At 41.7% G+C, this 16,586-nt stretch carries 19 protein-coding genes and 2 riboswitches; of the genes, 7 read left to right on the top strand and 12 right to left on the bottom strand.

The window, feature by feature from the left end; genetic code table 11:
- Positions 1-97 precede the first annotated feature (97 nt).
- Both thiD and thiM read right to left on the bottom strand, forming a co-directional pair.
- Positions 98-898 carry a bifunctional hydroxymethylpyrimidine kinase/phosphomethylpyrimidine kinase gene (gene thiD, locus ABU190_RS02485; protein WP_354690283.1) on the bottom strand — a complete coding sequence of 267 codons (801 nt, stop codon included), beginning with the start codon at positions 896-898 and terminating at the stop codon, positions 98-100.
- Complete coding sequence (gene thiM / locus ABU190_RS02480; protein ID WP_354690282.1) at positions 895-1,683, bottom strand: hydroxyethylthiazole kinase; 789 nt, start codon at positions 1,681-1,683, stop codon at positions 895-897. The genes thiD and thiM overlap by 4 nt, the downstream gene beginning before the upstream one ends.
- A gap of 34 nt (positions 1,684-1,717) precedes the next feature.
- Positions 1,718-1,815, bottom strand: a riboswitch (TPP riboswitch).
- Between the two features lie 444 nt (positions 1,816-2,259).
- Between thiM and ABU190_RS02475 the strand changes: the two genes are divergently transcribed.
- Positions 2,260-2,403 (top strand): hypothetical protein, encoded by a 144-nt coding sequence (locus ABU190_RS02475; protein WP_354690281.1) that lies wholly within the window; start codon positions 2,260-2,262, stop codon positions 2,401-2,403.
- A 1,153-nt stretch (positions 2,404-3,556) separates the two neighbouring features.
- On the opposite strand, the gene ABU190_RS02470 is transcribed toward ABU190_RS02475, so the two are convergent.
- Positions 3,557-4,162, bottom strand: coding sequence for a S24 family peptidase (locus tag ABU190_RS02470; RefSeq protein WP_354690280.1), 606 nt, complete (start codon positions 4,160-4,162; stop codon positions 3,557-3,559).
- Positions 4,163-4,269: 107 nt separating this feature from the next.
- On the opposite strand from ABU190_RS02470, the gene ABU190_RS02465 reads away from it, so the two are divergent.
- The 3 genes from ABU190_RS02465 to ABU190_RS02455 all read left to right on the top strand — a co-directional run bounded on the left by ABU190_RS02465 (position 4,270) and on the right by ABU190_RS02455 (position 5,741).
- Entirely contained in the window at positions 4,270-4,524 is a 255-nt protein-coding gene (locus ABU190_RS02465) for a helix-turn-helix transcriptional regulator (RefSeq protein ID WP_354690279.1), read from the top strand.
- Between the two features lie 88 nt (positions 4,525-4,612).
- Complete coding sequence (locus tag ABU190_RS02460; RefSeq protein WP_354690278.1) at positions 4,613-5,314, top strand: hypothetical protein; 702 nt, start codon at positions 4,613-4,615, stop codon at positions 5,312-5,314.
- Between the two features lie 10 nt (positions 5,315-5,324).
- The gene (locus ABU190_RS02455; RefSeq protein WP_354690277.1) at positions 5,325-5,741 is read left to right on the top strand and encodes a lysozyme inhibitor LprI family protein; all 417 of its coding nucleotides are present in this window, start codon (positions 5,325-5,327) and stop codon (positions 5,739-5,741) included.
- Between the two features lie 214 nt (positions 5,742-5,955).
- Here the strand turns inward: ABU190_RS02455 and ABU190_RS02450 are convergent, their stop codons facing one another.
- The 5 genes from ABU190_RS02450 to ABU190_RS02430 all read right to left on the bottom strand — a co-directional run bounded on the left by ABU190_RS02450 (position 5,956) and on the right by ABU190_RS02430 (position 11,417).
- Entirely contained in the window at positions 5,956-6,537 is a 582-nt protein-coding gene (locus tag ABU190_RS02450) for a recombinase family protein (protein WP_354690276.1), read from the bottom strand.
- 206 nt (positions 6,538-6,743) lie between these two features.
- On the bottom strand, positions 6,744-8,717 hold the full coding sequence (locus ABU190_RS02445) for a toll-Interleukin receptor (RefSeq protein ID WP_354690275.1): 1,974 nt from the start codon (positions 8,715-8,717) through the stop codon (positions 6,744-6,746).
- Positions 8,718-8,845: 128 nt separating this feature from the next.
- A complete protein-coding gene (locus ABU190_RS02440) occupies positions 8,846-9,301 on the bottom strand; it encodes a toll/interleukin-1 receptor domain-containing protein (protein ID WP_354690274.1) in 456 nt (151 codons plus the stop codon).
- 273 nt (positions 9,302-9,574) lie between these two features.
- Complete coding sequence (locus ABU190_RS02435; protein WP_354690273.1) at positions 9,575-10,876, bottom strand: tyrosine-type recombinase/integrase; 1,302 nt, start codon at positions 10,874-10,876, stop codon at positions 9,575-9,577.
- Positions 10,877-10,943: 67 nt separating this feature from the next.
- Positions 10,944-11,039, bottom strand: a riboswitch (TPP riboswitch).
- Positions 11,040-11,240: 201 nt separating this feature from the next.
- Positions 11,241-11,417, bottom strand: coding sequence for a DUF3606 domain-containing protein (locus ABU190_RS02430; protein ID WP_071579603.1), 177 nt, complete (start codon positions 11,415-11,417; stop codon positions 11,241-11,243).
- 234 nt (positions 11,418-11,651) lie between these two features.
- Here ABU190_RS02430 and ABU190_RS02425 point away from each other — a divergent pair, with 234 nt between their 5' ends.
- Positions 11,652-11,900, top strand: a complete 249-nt coding sequence (locus ABU190_RS02425) for a hypothetical protein (protein WP_000002667.1) — start codon at positions 11,652-11,654, stop codon at positions 11,898-11,900.
- Between the two features lie 25 nt (positions 11,901-11,925).
- Here the strand turns inward: ABU190_RS02425 and ABU190_RS02420 are convergent, their stop codons facing one another.
- From ABU190_RS02420 to ABU190_RS02410, 3 genes are all read right to left on the bottom strand, one after another.
- Positions 11,926-12,138, bottom strand: a complete 213-nt coding sequence (locus ABU190_RS02420) for a hypothetical protein (protein WP_354690272.1) — start codon at positions 12,136-12,138, stop codon at positions 11,926-11,928.
- Positions 12,139-12,256: 118 nt separating this feature from the next.
- Positions 12,257-13,291 carry a major capsid protein gene (locus ABU190_RS02415; protein WP_354690271.1) on the bottom strand — a complete coding sequence of 345 codons (1,035 nt, stop codon included), beginning with the start codon at positions 13,289-13,291 and terminating at the stop codon, positions 12,257-12,259.
- 15 nt (positions 13,292-13,306) lie between these two features.
- Entirely contained in the window at positions 13,307-13,648 is a 342-nt protein-coding gene (locus tag ABU190_RS02410; RefSeq protein WP_182400938.1) for a hypothetical protein, read from the bottom strand.
- Positions 13,649-14,188: 540 nt separating this feature from the next.
- Here ABU190_RS02410 and ABU190_RS02405 point away from each other — a divergent pair.
- Both ABU190_RS02405 and ABU190_RS02400 read left to right on the top strand, forming a co-directional pair.
- Complete coding sequence (locus ABU190_RS02405; protein ID WP_354690270.1) at positions 14,189-15,067, top strand: hypothetical protein; 879 nt, start codon at positions 14,189-14,191, stop codon at positions 15,065-15,067.
- A gap of 9 nt (positions 15,068-15,076) precedes the next feature.
- Entirely contained in the window at positions 15,077-16,189 is a 1,113-nt protein-coding gene (locus ABU190_RS02400; protein WP_209417914.1) for an XRE family transcriptional regulator, read from the top strand.
- A 62-nt stretch (positions 16,190-16,251) separates the two neighbouring features.
- Here ABU190_RS02400 and ABU190_RS02395 read toward each other — a convergent pair whose 3' ends face one another.
- Complete coding sequence (locus tag ABU190_RS02395) at positions 16,252-16,584, bottom strand: hypothetical protein (RefSeq protein WP_195995140.1); 333 nt, start codon at positions 16,582-16,584, stop codon at positions 16,252-16,254.
- Positions 16,585-16,586 lie beyond the last annotated feature (2 nt).

Raw genomic sequence — 16,586 nt, 5'->3', positions numbered from 1 at the left:
TTGCCACCATATCGCCGTTTTTCAGCATTTTCTGGTGGCACGTTTCGGCTAGTGGTTTACCGCTGTGCGAAGCTCAATATTGTCCACCCCGCCCCCCTCACCACCATGCATGAAAATGGTGTACCGGGCCGATGCCATGTCCCACCTCCAGCGTGTCGGCCTGGGCCAGTGCCGCTGACAGCCAGCGCTTGGCCTCATTGACCGTTGAAGCCCAGTCCGCGTGACGTGGACGCAGTGCCGCCAGGGCGGCCGACAGCGTACAGCCCGTGCCGTGGGTATTTTTGGTTTTTATCCTGGGGGCGGTAAAACGTTCAGTGCCATTACGGGTAAAGAGCCAGTCCGGGCTTTCATCGTTATCCAGATGCCCGCCTTTGATTAACACCGCTTCGCATCCCAGCGCCAGCAACGCCTGCCCCTGCTCATGCATCTCACGTTCGCTGCGGGCGTGAGGGGCATCCAGCAGCGCGGCGGCCTCGGGCAGATTGGGAGTAATCAGTGATACCAGTGGCAACAGATGTTGTCGCAGCGCCGTTACCGCCGAGGGGGAAAGCAGCGGGTCACCGCTTTTTGCCAGCATGACGGTATCGAGCACCACATTTTGCACCTGATAGCGGCGCAAACGCTCCGCCACTGCTTCAACAATATCGGTTTCCGCCAGCATGCCGATTTTGGTCGTATCAATGCGCACATCGCTGAACACCGAATCCAGTTGCGCGGCAACAAAATCAGGTTCAATGCGATAAACCGACTGTACGCCGCGGGTATTTTGCGCCACCAGCGCGGTAATGACCGAACAGCCGTAGGCGCCCAGCGCCGAAAAAGTTTTCAAATCCGCCTGAATACCCGCTCCGCCGCTGGGATCCGTTCCGGCAATGGTCAGTGCGTTGATCCGTTTCATACCAGTACCTCCCCGTGAAGCGTATAGAGGGCATCGAGAAACGCCGGGATAAAGCTGCCAGGCCCGCGCGTGGTCGCCACGGCCAGGCTGCCTGCCTGTGCCATAAAGGCGCAGGCCGCCGCCACGTTATACAGGCGATCGCCGGGTAATGCACAGCAGGCGGCTACCACCGCAGACAGCGCACAGCCTGTTCCCACCACCCGGGTCATCAGCAGGTCGCCCCCCGTAACGCGCAGGGTGCGAAGGCCATCGGTGATGTAATCCACCTCACCGGTTACCGCAACAATGGTCCCCGCCTGGCGGGCCAGCGCCTGGGCCGCAGGCAGCGCGGCAATGGCGGTATCGGTAGTGTCAACACCGCGCCCTCCGGCACTCATCCCGGCAAGCGCCATAATTTCCGAAGCGTTACCGCGTATGGCGGCAGGCTGCAAAGACAAAAGCTCGCGACAAAAATCGCTGCGGAAGGTTAATGCCCCGACGGCAACCGGATCCAGCGTCCAGGGTTTACGGGCGGCATTAGCGCTCAGGATGGCCGCGTGCATCGCATCGGCGCGCTCCCGGGTCAGTGTGCCGACATTAATCAGCAGCGCGTCAGCCATGGCGGCAAATTGCTGCGCTTCGTCGCGGTCAATCACCATCGCCGGGGACGCCCCCAACGCCAGCAGGACATTGGCCGTAAAGGTCTGCACCACATCGTTCGTCATGCAGTGGACAAGCGGCTTACATTGACGGAATTGCTGAAGAATTTGCGCGATTTGCGCACGGTGAAGCAGGTCAGGTTGCATCGATTCGCTCCTGCCCGGCGTGAAGAAGGGATGCCGGGCAGGCATCTGACTTCCCTACGCTGGCATTATCCAGATCAGGTGGTACGGGTATTTCTCAGCCCTTTGTAAAAAGGGGCACCCCGAGTCATGTTGACTACATTTCTTTATCAATTAATAGATTAGAGGAAGTTACTCGTTGACGCAAGCCAGTACTTGCCGCCAGCTATTGTTCAGACTGTACCTCACCTTGTACCTCAATTTGTACCCCAATGGTGATAAGAAGCTTTATATTACTTAAACCAACATCAATTATTTGAACGCTAATAACCACATATTACTTAATTTGTTTCGATTATAAAAAATAGGTAAAAACAGCGTAATACTAATATAAATTCACGCACTATTTAATACTATTATAAAAATCACCAACAGATATTTAATTTTTATTAATTAAAAAAGTCTGTAATTTTTCCGCATTTAGAAAGAAAATCATAAACATGTAATAAGAGTGTGATTATTTTTGAAACGAATCGAGATTATGTCTTATACTATAAATGAGGCAATGAATGCCACTTTAAAAAATAAAAGGTAATTAAAATGGATGAATATGATGAAGAAATAATGTTATCTCAATTAAAAGAACTAGAAGCTGAATATGAATCAATGATGTACTTTAACAACTTCCCACCTGATATGCATAACAAGGCAATGGAATGGGTAAAAAAAGAAACTCAACAATAAGCGATAAAAACTAAGGTAACATGTATGCATCTATTTTCATACATAAAAAAGTAGATGTAGTTTTTATACTATAAATATAAAAAATAAAACACATTAAAACCAAAGTATTTTTAATTTAAGGAAGTAATCCCTTTAAATTTTCAATCAATCACAAACATAACCATATGAAAAAAATCCTGTTCTCTAAAGGCAGGTTACTTAACAAAGCTTGTAACTACAGGCACTAATTAAATCTTATATAAAAAGATTAAAACATTTGAGGCATATCTAAGATATCAATAAGTTTCGATGATTATTATAGATAAAAAAACATGAAACAATAAATAGTTATGTCCTATACTTATAGTACAAAAATACAATACTGACTGGCTAAGTCTCATGACTTAGATAAATTAAAACCTGATCCTATCGAAAATGTAGATGGCAGTTGAGTTGACCAGCAGAACGAAGTGCAAAAGAGACCCGTGCAAATATCCCGAGCGAAATTCCCAGACCAATAAGACGGAATCGCAGGAGGCACGGCAATGCGGCACTATAAAGGAATAAGCAATAATACCCCGCAAGATTCCCATGATAGACATATAAGACCAAACCTTTATTTTTTCAATAAAGGAGAAGGGTATAAGGGAGCCTATTACTCGTAATAGATTTTCTTTGGTGAATCTAATAATATAGATCCGTCAAAAAATTGAGTATTTAGGCACTTATTAGTATTGTTCATGTAGTGCTAATAAGTAGTGTAGTGAAGAACTACGACCGTTGCATAAGGACCGTGATAGGGAGAAACAGGGCAACCCGCTTTCGCTCGTTCTAGATCAGTAATATAAAGATCTATTCGAAATTTACGACATGAATTGTTGATAAGCATCAGCGTCAAGGAACGCAATATAATTGCGTTCCTTTATTCCTTCCCCCCTGCGGGGGGGATCGGGTTGTATCCAAGAAATCTCGTCAAGAATGAATGCTGTTAAAGCTAATCAATTAATAAATGTAAAATTATATAGTTCTCAATGAACGTAGTGAGTTGAGAACTATATAATTTTCGACATGCTCGAAGAGCAGTCGTGAAGTATAGAAACAAGTAGCGTTGTGATATCTAAAGGATTCAATTGAATCATGCATGTAGTTGTTCCTCTGTTACCAAGTAAATCATCTAATTGCTATTAATAATTAATTTTACTGTTCCAACTATTTCCAGTTTAGAATCAGTTCTTTCAGATACAGAAACTGGGGGGCTGACCGGATTATCACTCAACAAAATTATTTCGTTAATTGCAATTTGCACTCTCTTACTGAGATAGCTATTTTTATATGGCAACACAATAATTTTGTTATCGAGTATTTCTTTATCATTTTTATCAATTATTAATATTGAACCAACGTTAAAGGTTGGATACATAGCATCGGTATCAACTTTCAGTGCTACCAAAGATGCCCGGTCTAACTCATTAAGTAATGACGAATCAAGTTTTAGGTTCGGTTGGGAATGATCTATAAAAGGCACACTAACTATACCCTCTCTCTCCGGCCCGATATCGTTCTCTTTACCAGTTGCCAGCCATTCGATAGTGACATTAGCAGCATTAGCAAGTAGTACAAGATTGTCTAGGGTTGGGCTTGAAGCGGCAGAAAGGTAATTATGCAAGGTACTATAACCGATACCTGCTTTCTTTGCGAAAGCACGGCCTGTACCAGGTTGAACTAGTGATTTCAACCTGAGGCTAAACTGCTCGATGCTACTTCTCTTTAGATCTTCCATTAAAGTACCTTTAAATGACCATTAAAAGGAATAAATACTTTTTATTGAATTGACATATTCCTTTTGTTGATCAATGATGTTCCTGAATCTAGTAATGAGTGGTCATTATGAGTAATCATAATCAGTTAGGATCGCAAAATATGGAGCAAAATTCCAGTACCGTGAATTGGCATCGTGCCGATATTTTGGCTGCTATAAAAAAGAAAGGAGGTACTTTAGCCCAACTTTCACGTGAAAATGGGCTACATGAACGTACCTTATATAATGCCCTCGAAAGGCACTGGCCTAAAGGTGAAAAAATCATTGCTGAATATATAGGGAAACCAGTTAGAGAAATTTGGCCAGAGAGATATCTAAAATAGCCAGGTTATTTTATTACCTATTCAATACGTGATTTTACTGCACGCAATCGATTGATAATCGGAAATGTTATAAAACTAAGGGGATATAATGTTAGCATTAATAGTATTTGTATTAATTATTGGTATTAGCTCTCTTACCTTTATAAAACTTAAAAGAAAATATAGTCAGTCGCGAAGTGGTGTTTTTAAAACCTGGATAATCCCAAGTATTATGGCATTCCTATGCTTTTCAGTTTTAATGATTCTGGCTGCAATAGTTATCCCAAAATCAGAACTGAAACAGAATACTTCTGAGCGTATCAGTGTAAACCAATTTAATGATAACAATGAAAAAATTTTAAACCAAGAATTTAAATCAGGTATAGATAGCTTTTTTACCCCATACCTCCAGTACTCAGATACAGATATGGAAATTGATTTCGATAATTTCAATAATCAAATTCAATATCTTTTCAAAGTGTCAGGAATAAAGGTTGATTATACAAGCAAGAAAAAAGCATATACATATCAGTTACCAGGTAAAATCAACATGGTAGTGCTAGTAAATGTACAAACAAATAAAATAAATTACTTGGGTATGATGTTTAATTCTCATGAAGGCGGTAATTTATCAACATTTATCATTTCAAACATGAAAATAATGATGGTACTTCAAAAAACAACTAATCCACATGATATCCAACCATTTTTAGAGGATCTATCGAAGAATGGAGACGGCCAGGCTACTTTAGGGCAGAATGAATATCGCTTTTACTCCAAGAATGGGACATATTTGCTTCTGGCAAAATAAAGGAATCAAGATGAAAATTGCAATCAACTTATTGTTTTTCCTTGCCTTTATGACTCAGAGTGCTTTGGCAGATGAGATAGGAAGTAGTATTGATAGTACCTTACAAAAATGCAAAATGAATGCAGTTAGCTCAATCGACACAGTTCAGTGTTATGCAATAGCTACTACTGCGTGGGATAAAGAACTTGGCACACAGTATAAGCTACTAATGAAAGATCTTCCCGATAATGCACGTGTTGCTTTACGGGACTCTCAGCGTGAATGGATAAAGTACAGAAATACGTACTATAAAGGAATTGAAGAGTTCTATAAAAAAGAGGAAGGTACTATATGGACATTAATCTCTGCTGAATCCAAAATGAACGTTATAAAGGATAAAGCGATTGACCTCAATAGGCTAAGAAATAGTACGAATTTAGGCGATTAAATAGAGAAAGGTAGCGTAAGCTACCTTTTTTAAGGGATGGACAGATCTATTGCTGGTGGAAATCCACTATTAGTAATGCGTAAATATTATCATTGCTCCATTCGCGTAGCAGAACCCCAAATATAAATTAATCAGGTTCATTACAAAAATATCTATGCATTAATTCATGCCATTTACATTCAGCTTTGCTGAATGATATTAAAAGCCTTTTTTGTCATTGCATCTTTAACGAAAGATTCGTGTTATTCATTTCTTTCTTGATTCGGCTAATGGTATTGGTACTCACACAGAATTCTGCGGCTACAGAGCGAACACTTCCACCAGATTCTAATGCTGCCACAATTTCAGCTCTCGGAATATTTCTTGCGTTTCCACGTCCAGCAATACGGCCAGCGGCCTTAGCAGCCTCATAGCCTTCACGCTGACGAAGTAACATTTGTTCCCGTTCCATTTGAGCTATACCTGCCAGTAACGTTAGAACCAGATTACCAGTGGGAGAGTTATCACCAGTCTTTATGCCTTCTTTGTGGAACTGGATTGCTACGCCTCGCTTGGTCAGAGTATCAACTGTAGAAAGAAGGTCAGCAGTATTACGAGCGAGGCGGCTGATCTCATGCACATGTAAAGTATCTCCTTCGCGTAAATATTCCATCATTTTTAGAAATTCATCGCGATTAGTGTCTTTAGCACTTACTTTCTCAGTGAATACTTTGTGAAATGAAATCCCTGTATCAGCTAATTGTCGATCACTGTTTTGCTGGAGACAAGAAACGCGAATGTACGCTACATGTGCCATATCAAAAAATCCGAATCGTATCGATTTGTATGTTGCGATTTATTATATAGTGTAGCGACAAAAAATCAAGGCATATCGCTACATTAAATCATGCTTAGCGACATGCATAGTATGTAGCGATTAAGGATGCTTAATCGCTACATAAGATGAGAGTAGAACTATTGGAAAACTATGTACCAATAGATTAAATAAGTCATTATTGTAAATTAAGCTTTCCCTATTTTTTTCGAATCCATTATACGTTGTTGCTTGACACTTAAATCGAGCAACTCAGCTATTTGTTGTTTTTCTTTGTATCCTACCGGGAACATATAGGTATGTTGAATGACCATTTCCTTAAGTATTCTAATGCAGACTGGGTTACCCTTTAACTTTTGCGTGGTATCAGAAAGCTTTGGAATATTAATTGTTCGCATAAATTGCAGTTCAATGGCTTGATTAAGCAGAATAATAGCTGGAGATTCGGAGTTCTTATATTTAAGTGATGAATAAATTTCTGAGGCCTCTCTGGAACCTATTGACGAGGCTATCTTACGGATAACTCCATTAATTACGCCATATGTCATTTGCAAAAACACATGCCTTGCTTGCTTATTTATTTGCTCATCAGTTAAATTTGGATGTTCTTTGAGAGTATTCTCAATAAGTGATACAATTTCACTTTTCGCAGTATTCGAAAGCTGGATGAAATAATCTAAAAACCTCAAGCCAGTTTCAGCACCATTAGATGCTAACTCATATAAATCTTGCCTTGTTAGAGTTGCATATCTATTACGAATAATTTGGCCTGAAACCTCCATCCCTTTGAAAGTTTTGTTGATTTTTGCTAATATATCTGGTTGCTCGTAATCATCATCTGAATCATTTAATTCAGAATGTGCCTTTTCAATTTTATCGAGCTGCTGATCATGCTTTTCACGTTCAGTTTTGATTTCCCTTTGTTCTAAAATAAGGTCAGGAATTTGTGCAATAAACTCACTCATAAAGATAAGCTGATCTTTCTCAAGGGTCGCAGGTTGCTGTTCGTGAAAAAGCTCAGAAAGAGTATTTTTAATTTCAGTCAATACCCAAGAATCTTTTGTATGATGGGTTACAAAAACCAAAATATTTGCATAATCTTCTCTGTGCAAAGATGACAAAAGATTACGGAAATCATTGCGAACCTGTTCGTCTTGTACATACTGTTCCGCGATTTTCTTTGCAGCGAAGAAATAAAATAGGTAAGGGTACTTAAACTTTATATTAAAACCATCAGAAAAAAGTATGGAGTTATTTCTAAGTGTCTTAATAATCTCTTCGCCATTTACTGTTAGATAAACACTCCCATATTCTTTGAAAAACAATGGCAACTCAGACTCAAGAATCTGACCATTATTTGTATGCATTTTCCAAGCTAATTCCGTCAAAACATTAAGATATTTTTCAACATCTTTTTTGGGAATTTTTGCGTGATCAAAGCACTGATAAACCAATTGCTGATAGCAGTGTCCATATGAAGTCATTTCGAGATTTTGCTGGGAATATGCTTCAAACATCTGTAACAAAATCAAAACATAAATTGGTTTTGGCGGAACAATGTTTTTCCGAATAATAGTATCTAACTTAAGTTTGAACTCATCACATTGTTCATATAATGTCGATTCGTCAATAGACTCCTCTTTACCTAATGAAATCCATTTCTCTATTAATTCGGTACGCTTAACATGGCCAAGCCCTAATAGATCATAGATAGTAAAGTCATTCAATTCGTACACTTCTGGATAGATATAAGAATAAGAAGTATTACAAGTAATTATTATGTGTTGAAATTGACTCTTCAAATTTGAGAGAAAAAGATCGCGATATTTACTATTCAAACCAATGAAGTCTATTCCATCAATTAGAATAACTTTTTCATCTGATTGCAAGAAACTGTCAAGAGAGAAATCATCATATTGTTTCTTAAGTTCACTTCCAATAACGGTATTAATGTCGGATGTTTTAATGTTTTTTGCATCAACATAAATTACTGGAGAACCACTTTCAGCTAATTTTCTAAAAGTACTCTTAAGTAGAGATGTTTTCCCCTGCTGTTCCTCTCCAGTAATCAAATAATATTTTGGTTCGCCAATAATCACATCAGAATTTATGTATTCAACTTCATTACTTTTAACTACATCAACTGCTGTGGCATTTTTCATATCACAAGACACATAGATATCACGTAGCCTGACCTTCGTTACGGCTCTATGTGTTAGAACAACTTCTGTGTCATCCAACCATTTTAACGTATCTTTGCTTACTAAAACCTGTGAAGATGATGAAGGGGTTAGTTTTTTTTTTCACTGATGTTACTAATTAACCTCTTAATACCGTTAACTGCGTTTAACCACGCATCATCTTCATGATCCCATTTTGAAACAGGGATAGCATCTTTTGGCAAACCTTGAATACTTCCAAATTCCGCCGATGTCCAATCACAAGGGCGAATAATTAATGGTACAACGATACTATTACCGCTGTTATGTAGCTCTAATGCCTTTTTCATCTCAATTCCATAACAATAGTCAGAGGAAATAAAGCTTGAGCTTACAAGGAAAATGATAATATCTGAATCTAAAAGATTTTCAGATATCTCATTCTCCCATTTTTGTCCAGCAATTAACCTTCTATCATTCCATGTATCAATTATTTCGTTACGTTTGAGCAAAGATAAATGTTCATCTAAAGTTTCTTTATACGTTTCATCTTTGTGCGAGTAGCTAATAAAAACTTTCAACGCCATTAGAATCCCTTACCTTATTTGTATTTTTTTCATGCTGTTAGTTCTCGCAAGCATAGCAGAATTCAAACTTCTTAGACAATCAGGTTAGCTCATAAAAATGTGACTTAGATCACATCAATGGTGTTATCAAAATCTCTTAGCTATTACTCTCAACTCTAAATAAATCAAAGGGCAATTTACCCAAGTATTGTAATTTGTAGACCAATACTCTCGAAACCATCAAAACCTAATCATGGATAAAATCCTCATATAATCCATTGATTAAACATAACGTTAAATCCAACAAATCCCATCAACTACATAACAAATTGACGATAGAGGGAAGGTATGCAGATAGCGTTTTGTGATTCCACCGCTTTTTTCATGACCTACCGTTTGTTGCAAATGCAAGATGTTAGTTACCCATCCAGACATCGCAGCAGAGCAAACGGAGTGACGAATGCTATGCAGCAGCCTCCGCTGTCCAAAGTCATCTAAGTACGGAATGCCAAGCTGGTCACGCACGTTAGCAAATTCTTTACCTATATTAGTCATGTTCGTACCCGCAACTTCTGAGAAAATCCGCTCTTTCCATTGGCGATCTACATAATACATAAATCCCCATTCGATGAGCTTGGGGTGAATCACTACTTGTCGGGTGGCATTTTCTGTTTTCCCCTGCCCTCCTTCTGCAAGCAGGAAGTAATATCGCTGGCTATCCTCATCATATTTGATTTGTGATTTTTCCAGTTTGGCAATTTCTCCCCTTCTGGCTCCTGTGTATGCCAACAACAATGTTATCCATTTCTGCCAGCCATCCGGCTGCTTAAGTGCCCACTCTACAAACTTCTTCATCTCCGCCGAACTGTATGCACCGAACCTTGCTTTAGATGGTGCAGCCACTACACCATCAGTTGGGGATTTCATCAAAATATCTTTGTTTTCTGTGAGAAAGGTCTTGAATAGCGATTTGTAGATTTTGAGATGCTTATGAATGGCTTCTGCTCCTACTAACTCATTTGGTGATACATCATCACATTCAATCAGTTGCTGGATGTTCATTGAACGATACGGTTGGACAACACGCTTAGGCAAATTCTCAACAACTTCCATCACCTGCTTGATGTCCTGCTTAGTAATCGCCGCTACGTCAGTTGTCTCTCCCAAGACAACCATCAAGACTTCCATGTAACGCTCATTCGCCCTTGAGATCGATTTTGTCCATGTTTTACCCTTCTCCGCTTTGTACATAGCCCACACATCAGAAAGAGTTAGCACGTTTTGCGTTTCGGCTTGTGCCGCTGGTTCCTCGAATTTAGCAGGAGCAATTATCGACTGATGCGATAGCAGCGGAACTTTTACAGCCCTAAGTTTTGACATAATCAGGTTTGAAACAAAGGCATCAAACATCGGGATTGTGATGGCTAATGATTTAACAAAAGGGACTTGTGGTATGATGCCAATCATCAAAGCAGAGGCTTCGCGATAGCTATCAGTGAGAAGCGATTTTTTGTACATCCTGCCATTTGAAAGCCGGCTCTGTAGATAGTAGTTACCGTTTCTTTGAAACGTGTATGGAAGGGTTTTGTACCTCATGATTACGCTCTTTTTGTACCTTAGATTTTTCATAAATGGACAAAAAGAAATGTAATCCCATGATCATTAACCGGAATCTTGGCAACCTACGCTGGCATTATCCAGATCAGGTAATACGGGTATTTCTCAGCCTTCACAAAGAAGGGCACCCCGAGTCAAATAAAACAAAATCAAAAGCTTGCGATTAACGTCCCGTTAATCCCTGTTCTGGATAATGCCAGCGGAAAGCCAAAGACTCAACCCTAAAAAATGCTCTGTGTCCCAGCTTGGGTCTCAAGTTGTGGCTCACAGTACCAAACACCGAACACAAAAAAGGCCGGGTTTCCCCAGCCTCAACAGCACAATTATAGGTGCCTTCACAAATCTATTTACCTAGATGTGCTCTTACCTTAGCGGTGCCATTACCAACAGCTCTAACAGCAGCCCTAAGCTGAGATTCAGTAACACCCAACGCTTGGGTCCAATATGCTACTTCCCAAGATTCACTCAAGCTGATGAAACGTTTATCTTCTGGCTGCCGACGCTGTAAGTTATCTGCCATTTGGTTTGTCCTGAGTATTACAAGCTTATGCCTGCACACTACCTATATGACTTCTCTACCAATTCGTAAACGGTCAGTTATCAAACAATTGACACTGGTCATAAAACCAGTAAAAACTTTTTTCCGAGCTTGTTAAGCTTGCCGCTTCGCTTCTATCATAACTACTACATATTGTGTTTATTGATATAACAAATACAATATATCCAAAAATCCATCCCGTGAATAGGTGTTGAAATGGCGAACAATGATAAGCAATCCTCGAAAGATGTAGCTCATCTGGCGGCAGAGACTCTAAACAACCCAAACGCCTCTGCGATTCAGAAAAGTTTAGCGGGTTCGGTGCTATCACAAGCAGGAACAAAAAATCAGACTGGCGCGAACATGGAAGCCAAAGCATCAGCAGCTTTGAAAAACCCACGTTCAAGCGAGGTTACTAAAACCTTAGCTGGTTCGGTTGTTTCTCAATCGAATAAAAAGCGCTAAAAAAAAGCCGGGATTAACCCGGCTCTCATGTTTTCAGTTTCCATTGTCGCTGTTCGCTCAAGTAGTACCTAATAGCGCTGTCGAATCCATGCGTATGGATGCGGTCAAGTAAGCTGGAACGACTACTCTCAAGCCTGCGTGCTAATGCAGACATGTTGATGATCGAATCATCGCCTTTACCGTCCAGAATCCACTGCATCAGCGGCATGTTGCCAGTACCGATCAAAGCTAATTTCATATGTATCTCCTTTCGAGATTTGCCACAGGCAAACCCGATAACGGGTATCTGTGTATCTCCTCTTCTTTGCCTCGCCAGCAGCGGGGACAATGCGTCCCCAATAACTGCTCACTGATCGTTAAGCTGCGTCGTTCGCCAGTTTGGTCACAAAGTCTGGACGGTACACCACAGGCAAGATTGAGCTTTCCGCGAATAGCTCCACGTTCTTAAACTTGTCCTGTATGCTCCAGATACGGAAATCAACCGGATCAGCAAATGCAAGATCAAGATTGCGGCTGGTAGCCGTTGCTACATAACCGAAAGGCAGAGCAATATCAGAGGATAGTGGTTTGCTAAAGCGCGGAACCAAGAAGGATTCATCCGGACCAATTCCATAAAGATTTTGGTCCGTTACTTCCACCACTCGGACATTTTCAATAATGAAAGTTGAGAACGCCGGAAGCACTTCTTTGTTAAACAGTACATCACGATCAAGCATACCGAACTGAACATTCTGGCGCACGTCTGGGTGATACTTGATGCCGCGAAAAACATTACTACCTGCAAACAGGATAAATCCATCAAGCTGACCAGCAAGCCCCCCCATACGCACTTTAGCGGCGGTTACAGCATCATCGAGGCTGCGAAGTGGGTCACCAGAGCTAACGTTGGTTTTGATTGTCCCAGTTGCCTGTTGATATCCAAATTCATCTTCCCAGGAAATGATCGGCTGCTGGGTGTAGGTCGCTTCGACGGTATTACGAAAAAGCGCATCAGCAAAAATCCGCTCACGGGTACGCATGTACTTATCGTGCATTGCTACAGCAGAAGAAGTGACCGCATCCATTACAGACATTTGCAGGTCGGAGCCTGGTTTGCGATATGGTTGCACGTCTGACGCTGTAATACGGTCCTGAAAAGCATAAAGCGGAGCTTCAATCAGGTGATTGCTAGCGCTACGCTTAGGAATGCTAGACCACTCAGAGCCGTAACGATTAACAGAGCTTGCCACCTTCTGAGCGACTTCATCAATGATATCGAGACTCACCTTCGGACTTGCAGAAGTCTGACGATCACTGAAAACATTAAGCGTGGACAGCAAAGTGTTCTTTGCATCCATGTTCACAAAAGTATTGGTGTAATCCGCGTAGCTGAAATTGGTTGATAGTCCCATGTTGTCTTCTCCTTATTATTCTGCGTCCGGTGCGCTGGTACGGATTGCGCCCATTTTGGTGAGTGCTGCAATAGCATTGGCGGCAGCGGTAGCGCCCATAACAGCGACGATGGTGTCTTGTTTGATGTAAATCCCGCGATCAGCAACGATGATATGAGCAGCATCTTCTGCCCTGTGGTGGCTCAGGACCAGCAGGCAGTCATCACCAGAGACATAAGCAGCCCCAGCGCTGGTAATGCAACTACCCGGCTGGACTTCTACAGCCAGATCGACAGTAATAGTCTTGCGGTCAAAATTCGGATCGACTGCATACGCGATCACGTCATTGTAAGAACGTTCAGTTGTTCCCATTTTCATATAATTAACTCCCGTTAAATTTCACATAGCTATGTAAACAAAAGGCCAGCGCCTGCTTGAGCCGTAAACGGCGACAGGGCCAGCCTTTCGAATTGTTCCGATGAAAAAGAAAACCGGACGGAGAGAGGCCCGGTGTGAATTTCACTGGTAGGAATGAGGAGGTGATCAGCGCCATCCAAGAGGTAAGGAGCCTCAAACGCTGAACACCTGAGCCAGTTTGCATCATGGCTGATGACCGGAGGAGAGCCGGATTTAATGGCAAATCCAGACCAGAGGCCTAGACTTTGTACGCCCTATGACATCGCAACGCGATTTAAAACAAAGTTTTAAACCCGTCCACGGGTGCTAAAGGCGAATCTTAATCTTTTATTGGGTTGCCGCCATGGCATAGCCTTTTCAGGCCGATAATCTCTAGAGAGCAATCACCGCAGGAAAGGATTCAATGATAATAATAACCAATATAAACTATTTTATCATTTACTTATTATTTTTACAATCAAAAGGTTACATCATTACTAGGTGTAAGAGCTATAAAGTTCTATGAAGCTATACCAGTATCCACTTCCAACAGCATCAGAAGAGTTAGCAAATTTAAGTGGAGTAAAGAAGTCACATCTGTCTATTCATCCAGTTATTTTCTTGTTTTTCCTCCCTCAATTGAGGTATAAAAAACAGAAAATAATCATGAGGCCTATACCGATGTACTCTCATAATCTCGAAAAAACCGTAGTATTGGCTGATCCGAATGATATCGAATCTTACTTGCAACCTCTGAATCTCAGTCAAAACGACCTTATACGCATTCTTGAGCGTGGTTTGTCTGGTCGCTATTCCACTACACAAAATCACCCTGTAACGTCTCGCGGACAGTACTTTTACGGTGAAGGGGTAAGCGCTGCCAGAGATATCCTTGCTCCGAAGGGATTCAAGCGATTGTCTCTACGAAACGTTGAATTGACTATTAGTGAAACGGTGGCGATTTATCTCTGCCGTGGCTGCGATCAAACGGGTTTGGTTCATGGCTATCCTGAGTCACGTATGAAGAAAGGAGACTTTACTCGTGAACTCATGGGGTTAATCCATAATAACCACCCTGGTCAGGGGAAACTAATGCTGGATGATAACCAGCTCAAATTAGATTTAGACCTGCCAGAAGGTGAGGTTGTCCCATTACTCCCGAACAAAATCGGACGGGACTTATGGTTCTTACTTTACGATTTTGATGAACTGGATGAATTCAACCGTGTAGGTATTCGCGCGGAGCTGTCCCGGCCTGTTTCCTACAATGACAAAAATGTTGTTAACAGTTTTTCTACTCGTTTGATTCTTGATGCCCATCAGCCAGATCCAATGGTTCAGGGTGGTGAGACTCCTCAGTTTACACCAGATATTGATCTTGATATTTTGAAAACAGGCTAAAGATGCACCATGTTTAATTCAGAGCGTTTACGTATAGCAAGAGAACGGAGAGGCCTGACTCAAAGAGCGCTAGCTGAAGCTGCTGGATTAACCAGCAAGACCATTTCTAACTATGAAAAAGCAGGTATCTTCGAGCCAATTGCCAGCGATAGTATGGAAAGAATCGCTTCTGTTTTGGAATATCCTATCGAATTTTTCCTCGATCGGGATGTTCCTTCATTGACGCCCGAAGCCGTCAGTTTTCGTGCAATGACAAAGTTAAGCGCCCAAAAACGTGATTCGGCACTCGGCGCTGGCAAACTAGCACAAGAATTATCGGCATGGATTGATGGGCAATTCAAGTTACCGAAGCCCAACATCCCTGATTGTAGTTTCGACGGATATTCTGAGCCGGAGCGTGCTGCTAGAGCAGTTAGAGAAGCCTGGGGTATTGGTGAACTATCAATTTCGAACATAATTCATTTGCTTGAAGCTAATGGCGTCAGGGTATTCTCACTTGCTGAAAATTGCGTTGAAGTAGATGCTTTTTCATTTTGGATGGACGAAAAACCCTTTGTTCTGCTGAATACAATGAAAACTCCAGAACGCAGCCGCTTTGACGCTGCTCATGAGCTTGGTCATTTGGTTCTGCACAAACACTCCAGCAACAATGGTCGCCAAGCTGAACAGGATGCAGATCGCTTTGCTTCGGCGTTATTGATGCCTGAGCGTAGTATCTTAGCCTCAGTACCAAGGATGCCTAGCCTAGACCAGCTTGTTTTATTGAAGAAAAATTGGAAAGTGTCCCTAGCGGCTTTAGTTCGACGTACATTTGATGTCGGTTTGTCTTCTGAATGGCATTACAGACAACTGGCGATAGAACTCAACCGCCGTGGTTACCGTACTGGGGAACCCCAGGGCATGCCAGAACGAGAGAAGTCGTTGATTTTGGAAAAAGTCTTTACATCGTTGCACTCTCAGGGAGTAAAGCGTGTCGAAATACTTAAACAGCTGCGCTTCCCCGCTGATGAAATAGGAGCGCTCACATTTAACAATCGCTTCTTCATGGAGGCCATAGCTGGGGACGGCCTTTCGTCGTCGATCAAACACAAACGACCACCTCATCTAAGTCTTGTCAAATAATCCTATATGCGACAACCGGCGGTTTACTCCGCCGTATTTAGCTCGAGTCCGTGAATCTCATATTAAGCTAATCTGTTGATCTGGTAGCCTAAATACTTTAGCGCTAACCACTGTTCATTAGTCAGATCTTCGATCTTGCTCTTCATCAGCAGACTGACCGGACGGAGATTTGCGCTGTACCCTTGAGCTGCACAAGTCATAGCTATACCTTTGATTTTGATCGCCTTACCGCCCTTCGTCTGGGTCGGCTGGCTGTTAGATGTAGGTGAAGCAAGATAAGTAGTAATTGCATCTGCCAGCACCTGATCAGCACTTTTGCTCAGGTCTTCCGGTTCGTCTGTTCCTGCGATCATCGCTTCCAGAATACTGGCTCGAATTTCTTCGATGTTTTTCATTA

Origin of the sequence: Phytobacter sp. RSE-02 (assembly GCF_040578655.1) — a bacterium.
Taxonomy (GTDB): Bacteria; Pseudomonadota; Gammaproteobacteria; order Enterobacterales; family Enterobacteriaceae; genus Phytobacter; species Phytobacter diazotrophicus.
The sequence above is the reverse complement of the archived record's forward strand: the minus strand, read 5'-3'. Positions and strand labels throughout refer to the sequence as shown.

Excerpts from the sequence above, each read along its gene's own strand:
- ABU190_RS02470 (WP_354690280.1), bottom strand. The coding sequence starts at position 4,162 with ATGGAAGATCTAAAGAGAAGTAGCATCGAGCAGTTTAGCCTCAGGTTG.
- thiM (WP_354690282.1), bottom strand. The coding sequence starts at position 1,683 with ATGCAACCTGACCTGCTTCACCGTGCGCAAATCGCGCAAATTCTTCAG.
- ABU190_RS02405 (WP_354690270.1), top strand. The coding sequence starts at position 14,189 with ATGAAGCTATACCAGTATCCACTTCCAACAGCATCAGAAGAGTTAGCA.
- ABU190_RS02455 (WP_354690277.1), top strand. The coding sequence starts at position 5,325 with ATGAAAATTGCAATCAACTTATTGTTTTTCCTTGCCTTTATGACTCAG.
- ABU190_RS02435 (WP_354690273.1), bottom strand. The coding sequence starts at position 10,876 with ATGAGGTACAAAACCCTTCCATACACGTTTCAAAGAAACGGTAACTAC.
- ABU190_RS02450 (WP_354690276.1), bottom strand. The coding sequence starts at position 6,537 with ATGGCACATGTAGCGTACATTCGCGTTTCTTGTCTCCAGCAAAACAGT.
- ABU190_RS02395 (WP_195995140.1), bottom strand. The coding sequence starts at position 16,584 with ATGAAAAACATCGAAGAAATTCGAGCCAGTATTCTGGAAGCGATGATC.
- ABU190_RS02420 (WP_354690272.1), bottom strand. The coding sequence starts at position 12,138 with ATGAAATTAGCTTTGATCGGTACTGGCAACATGCCGCTGATGCAGTGG.
- ABU190_RS02400 (WP_209417914.1), top strand. The coding sequence starts at position 15,077 with ATGTTTAATTCAGAGCGTTTACGTATAGCAAGAGAACGGAGAGGCCTG.
- ABU190_RS02425 (WP_000002667.1), top strand. The coding sequence starts at position 11,652 with ATGGCGAACAATGATAAGCAATCCTCGAAAGATGTAGCTCATCTGGCG.
- ABU190_RS02445 (WP_354690275.1), bottom strand. The coding sequence starts at position 8,717 with ATGAAAAATGCCACAGCAGTTGATGTAGTTAAAAGTAATGAAGTTGAA.
- ABU190_RS02415 (WP_354690271.1), bottom strand. The coding sequence starts at position 13,291 with ATGGGACTATCAACCAATTTCAGCTACGCGGATTACACCAATACTTTT.
- ABU190_RS02475 (WP_354690281.1), top strand. The coding sequence starts at position 2,260 with ATGGATGAATATGATGAAGAAATAATGTTATCTCAATTAAAAGAACTA.
- ABU190_RS02410 (WP_182400938.1), bottom strand. The coding sequence starts at position 13,648 with ATGAAAATGGGAACAACTGAACGTTCTTACAATGACGTGATCGCGTAT.
- ABU190_RS02440 (WP_354690274.1), bottom strand. The coding sequence starts at position 9,301 with ATGGCGTTGAAAGTTTTTATTAGCTACTCGCACAAAGATGAAACGTAT.
- ABU190_RS02430 (WP_071579603.1), bottom strand. The coding sequence starts at position 11,417 with ATGGCAGATAACTTACAGCGTCGGCAGCCAGAAGATAAACGTTTCATC.
- thiD (WP_354690283.1), bottom strand. The coding sequence starts at position 898 with ATGAAACGGATCAACGCACTGACCATTGCCGGAACGGATCCCAGCGGC.
- ABU190_RS02460 (WP_354690278.1), top strand. The coding sequence starts at position 4,613 with ATGTTAGCATTAATAGTATTTGTATTAATTATTGGTATTAGCTCTCTT.
- ABU190_RS02465 (WP_354690279.1), top strand. The coding sequence starts at position 4,270 with ATGAGTAATCATAATCAGTTAGGATCGCAAAATATGGAGCAAAATTCC.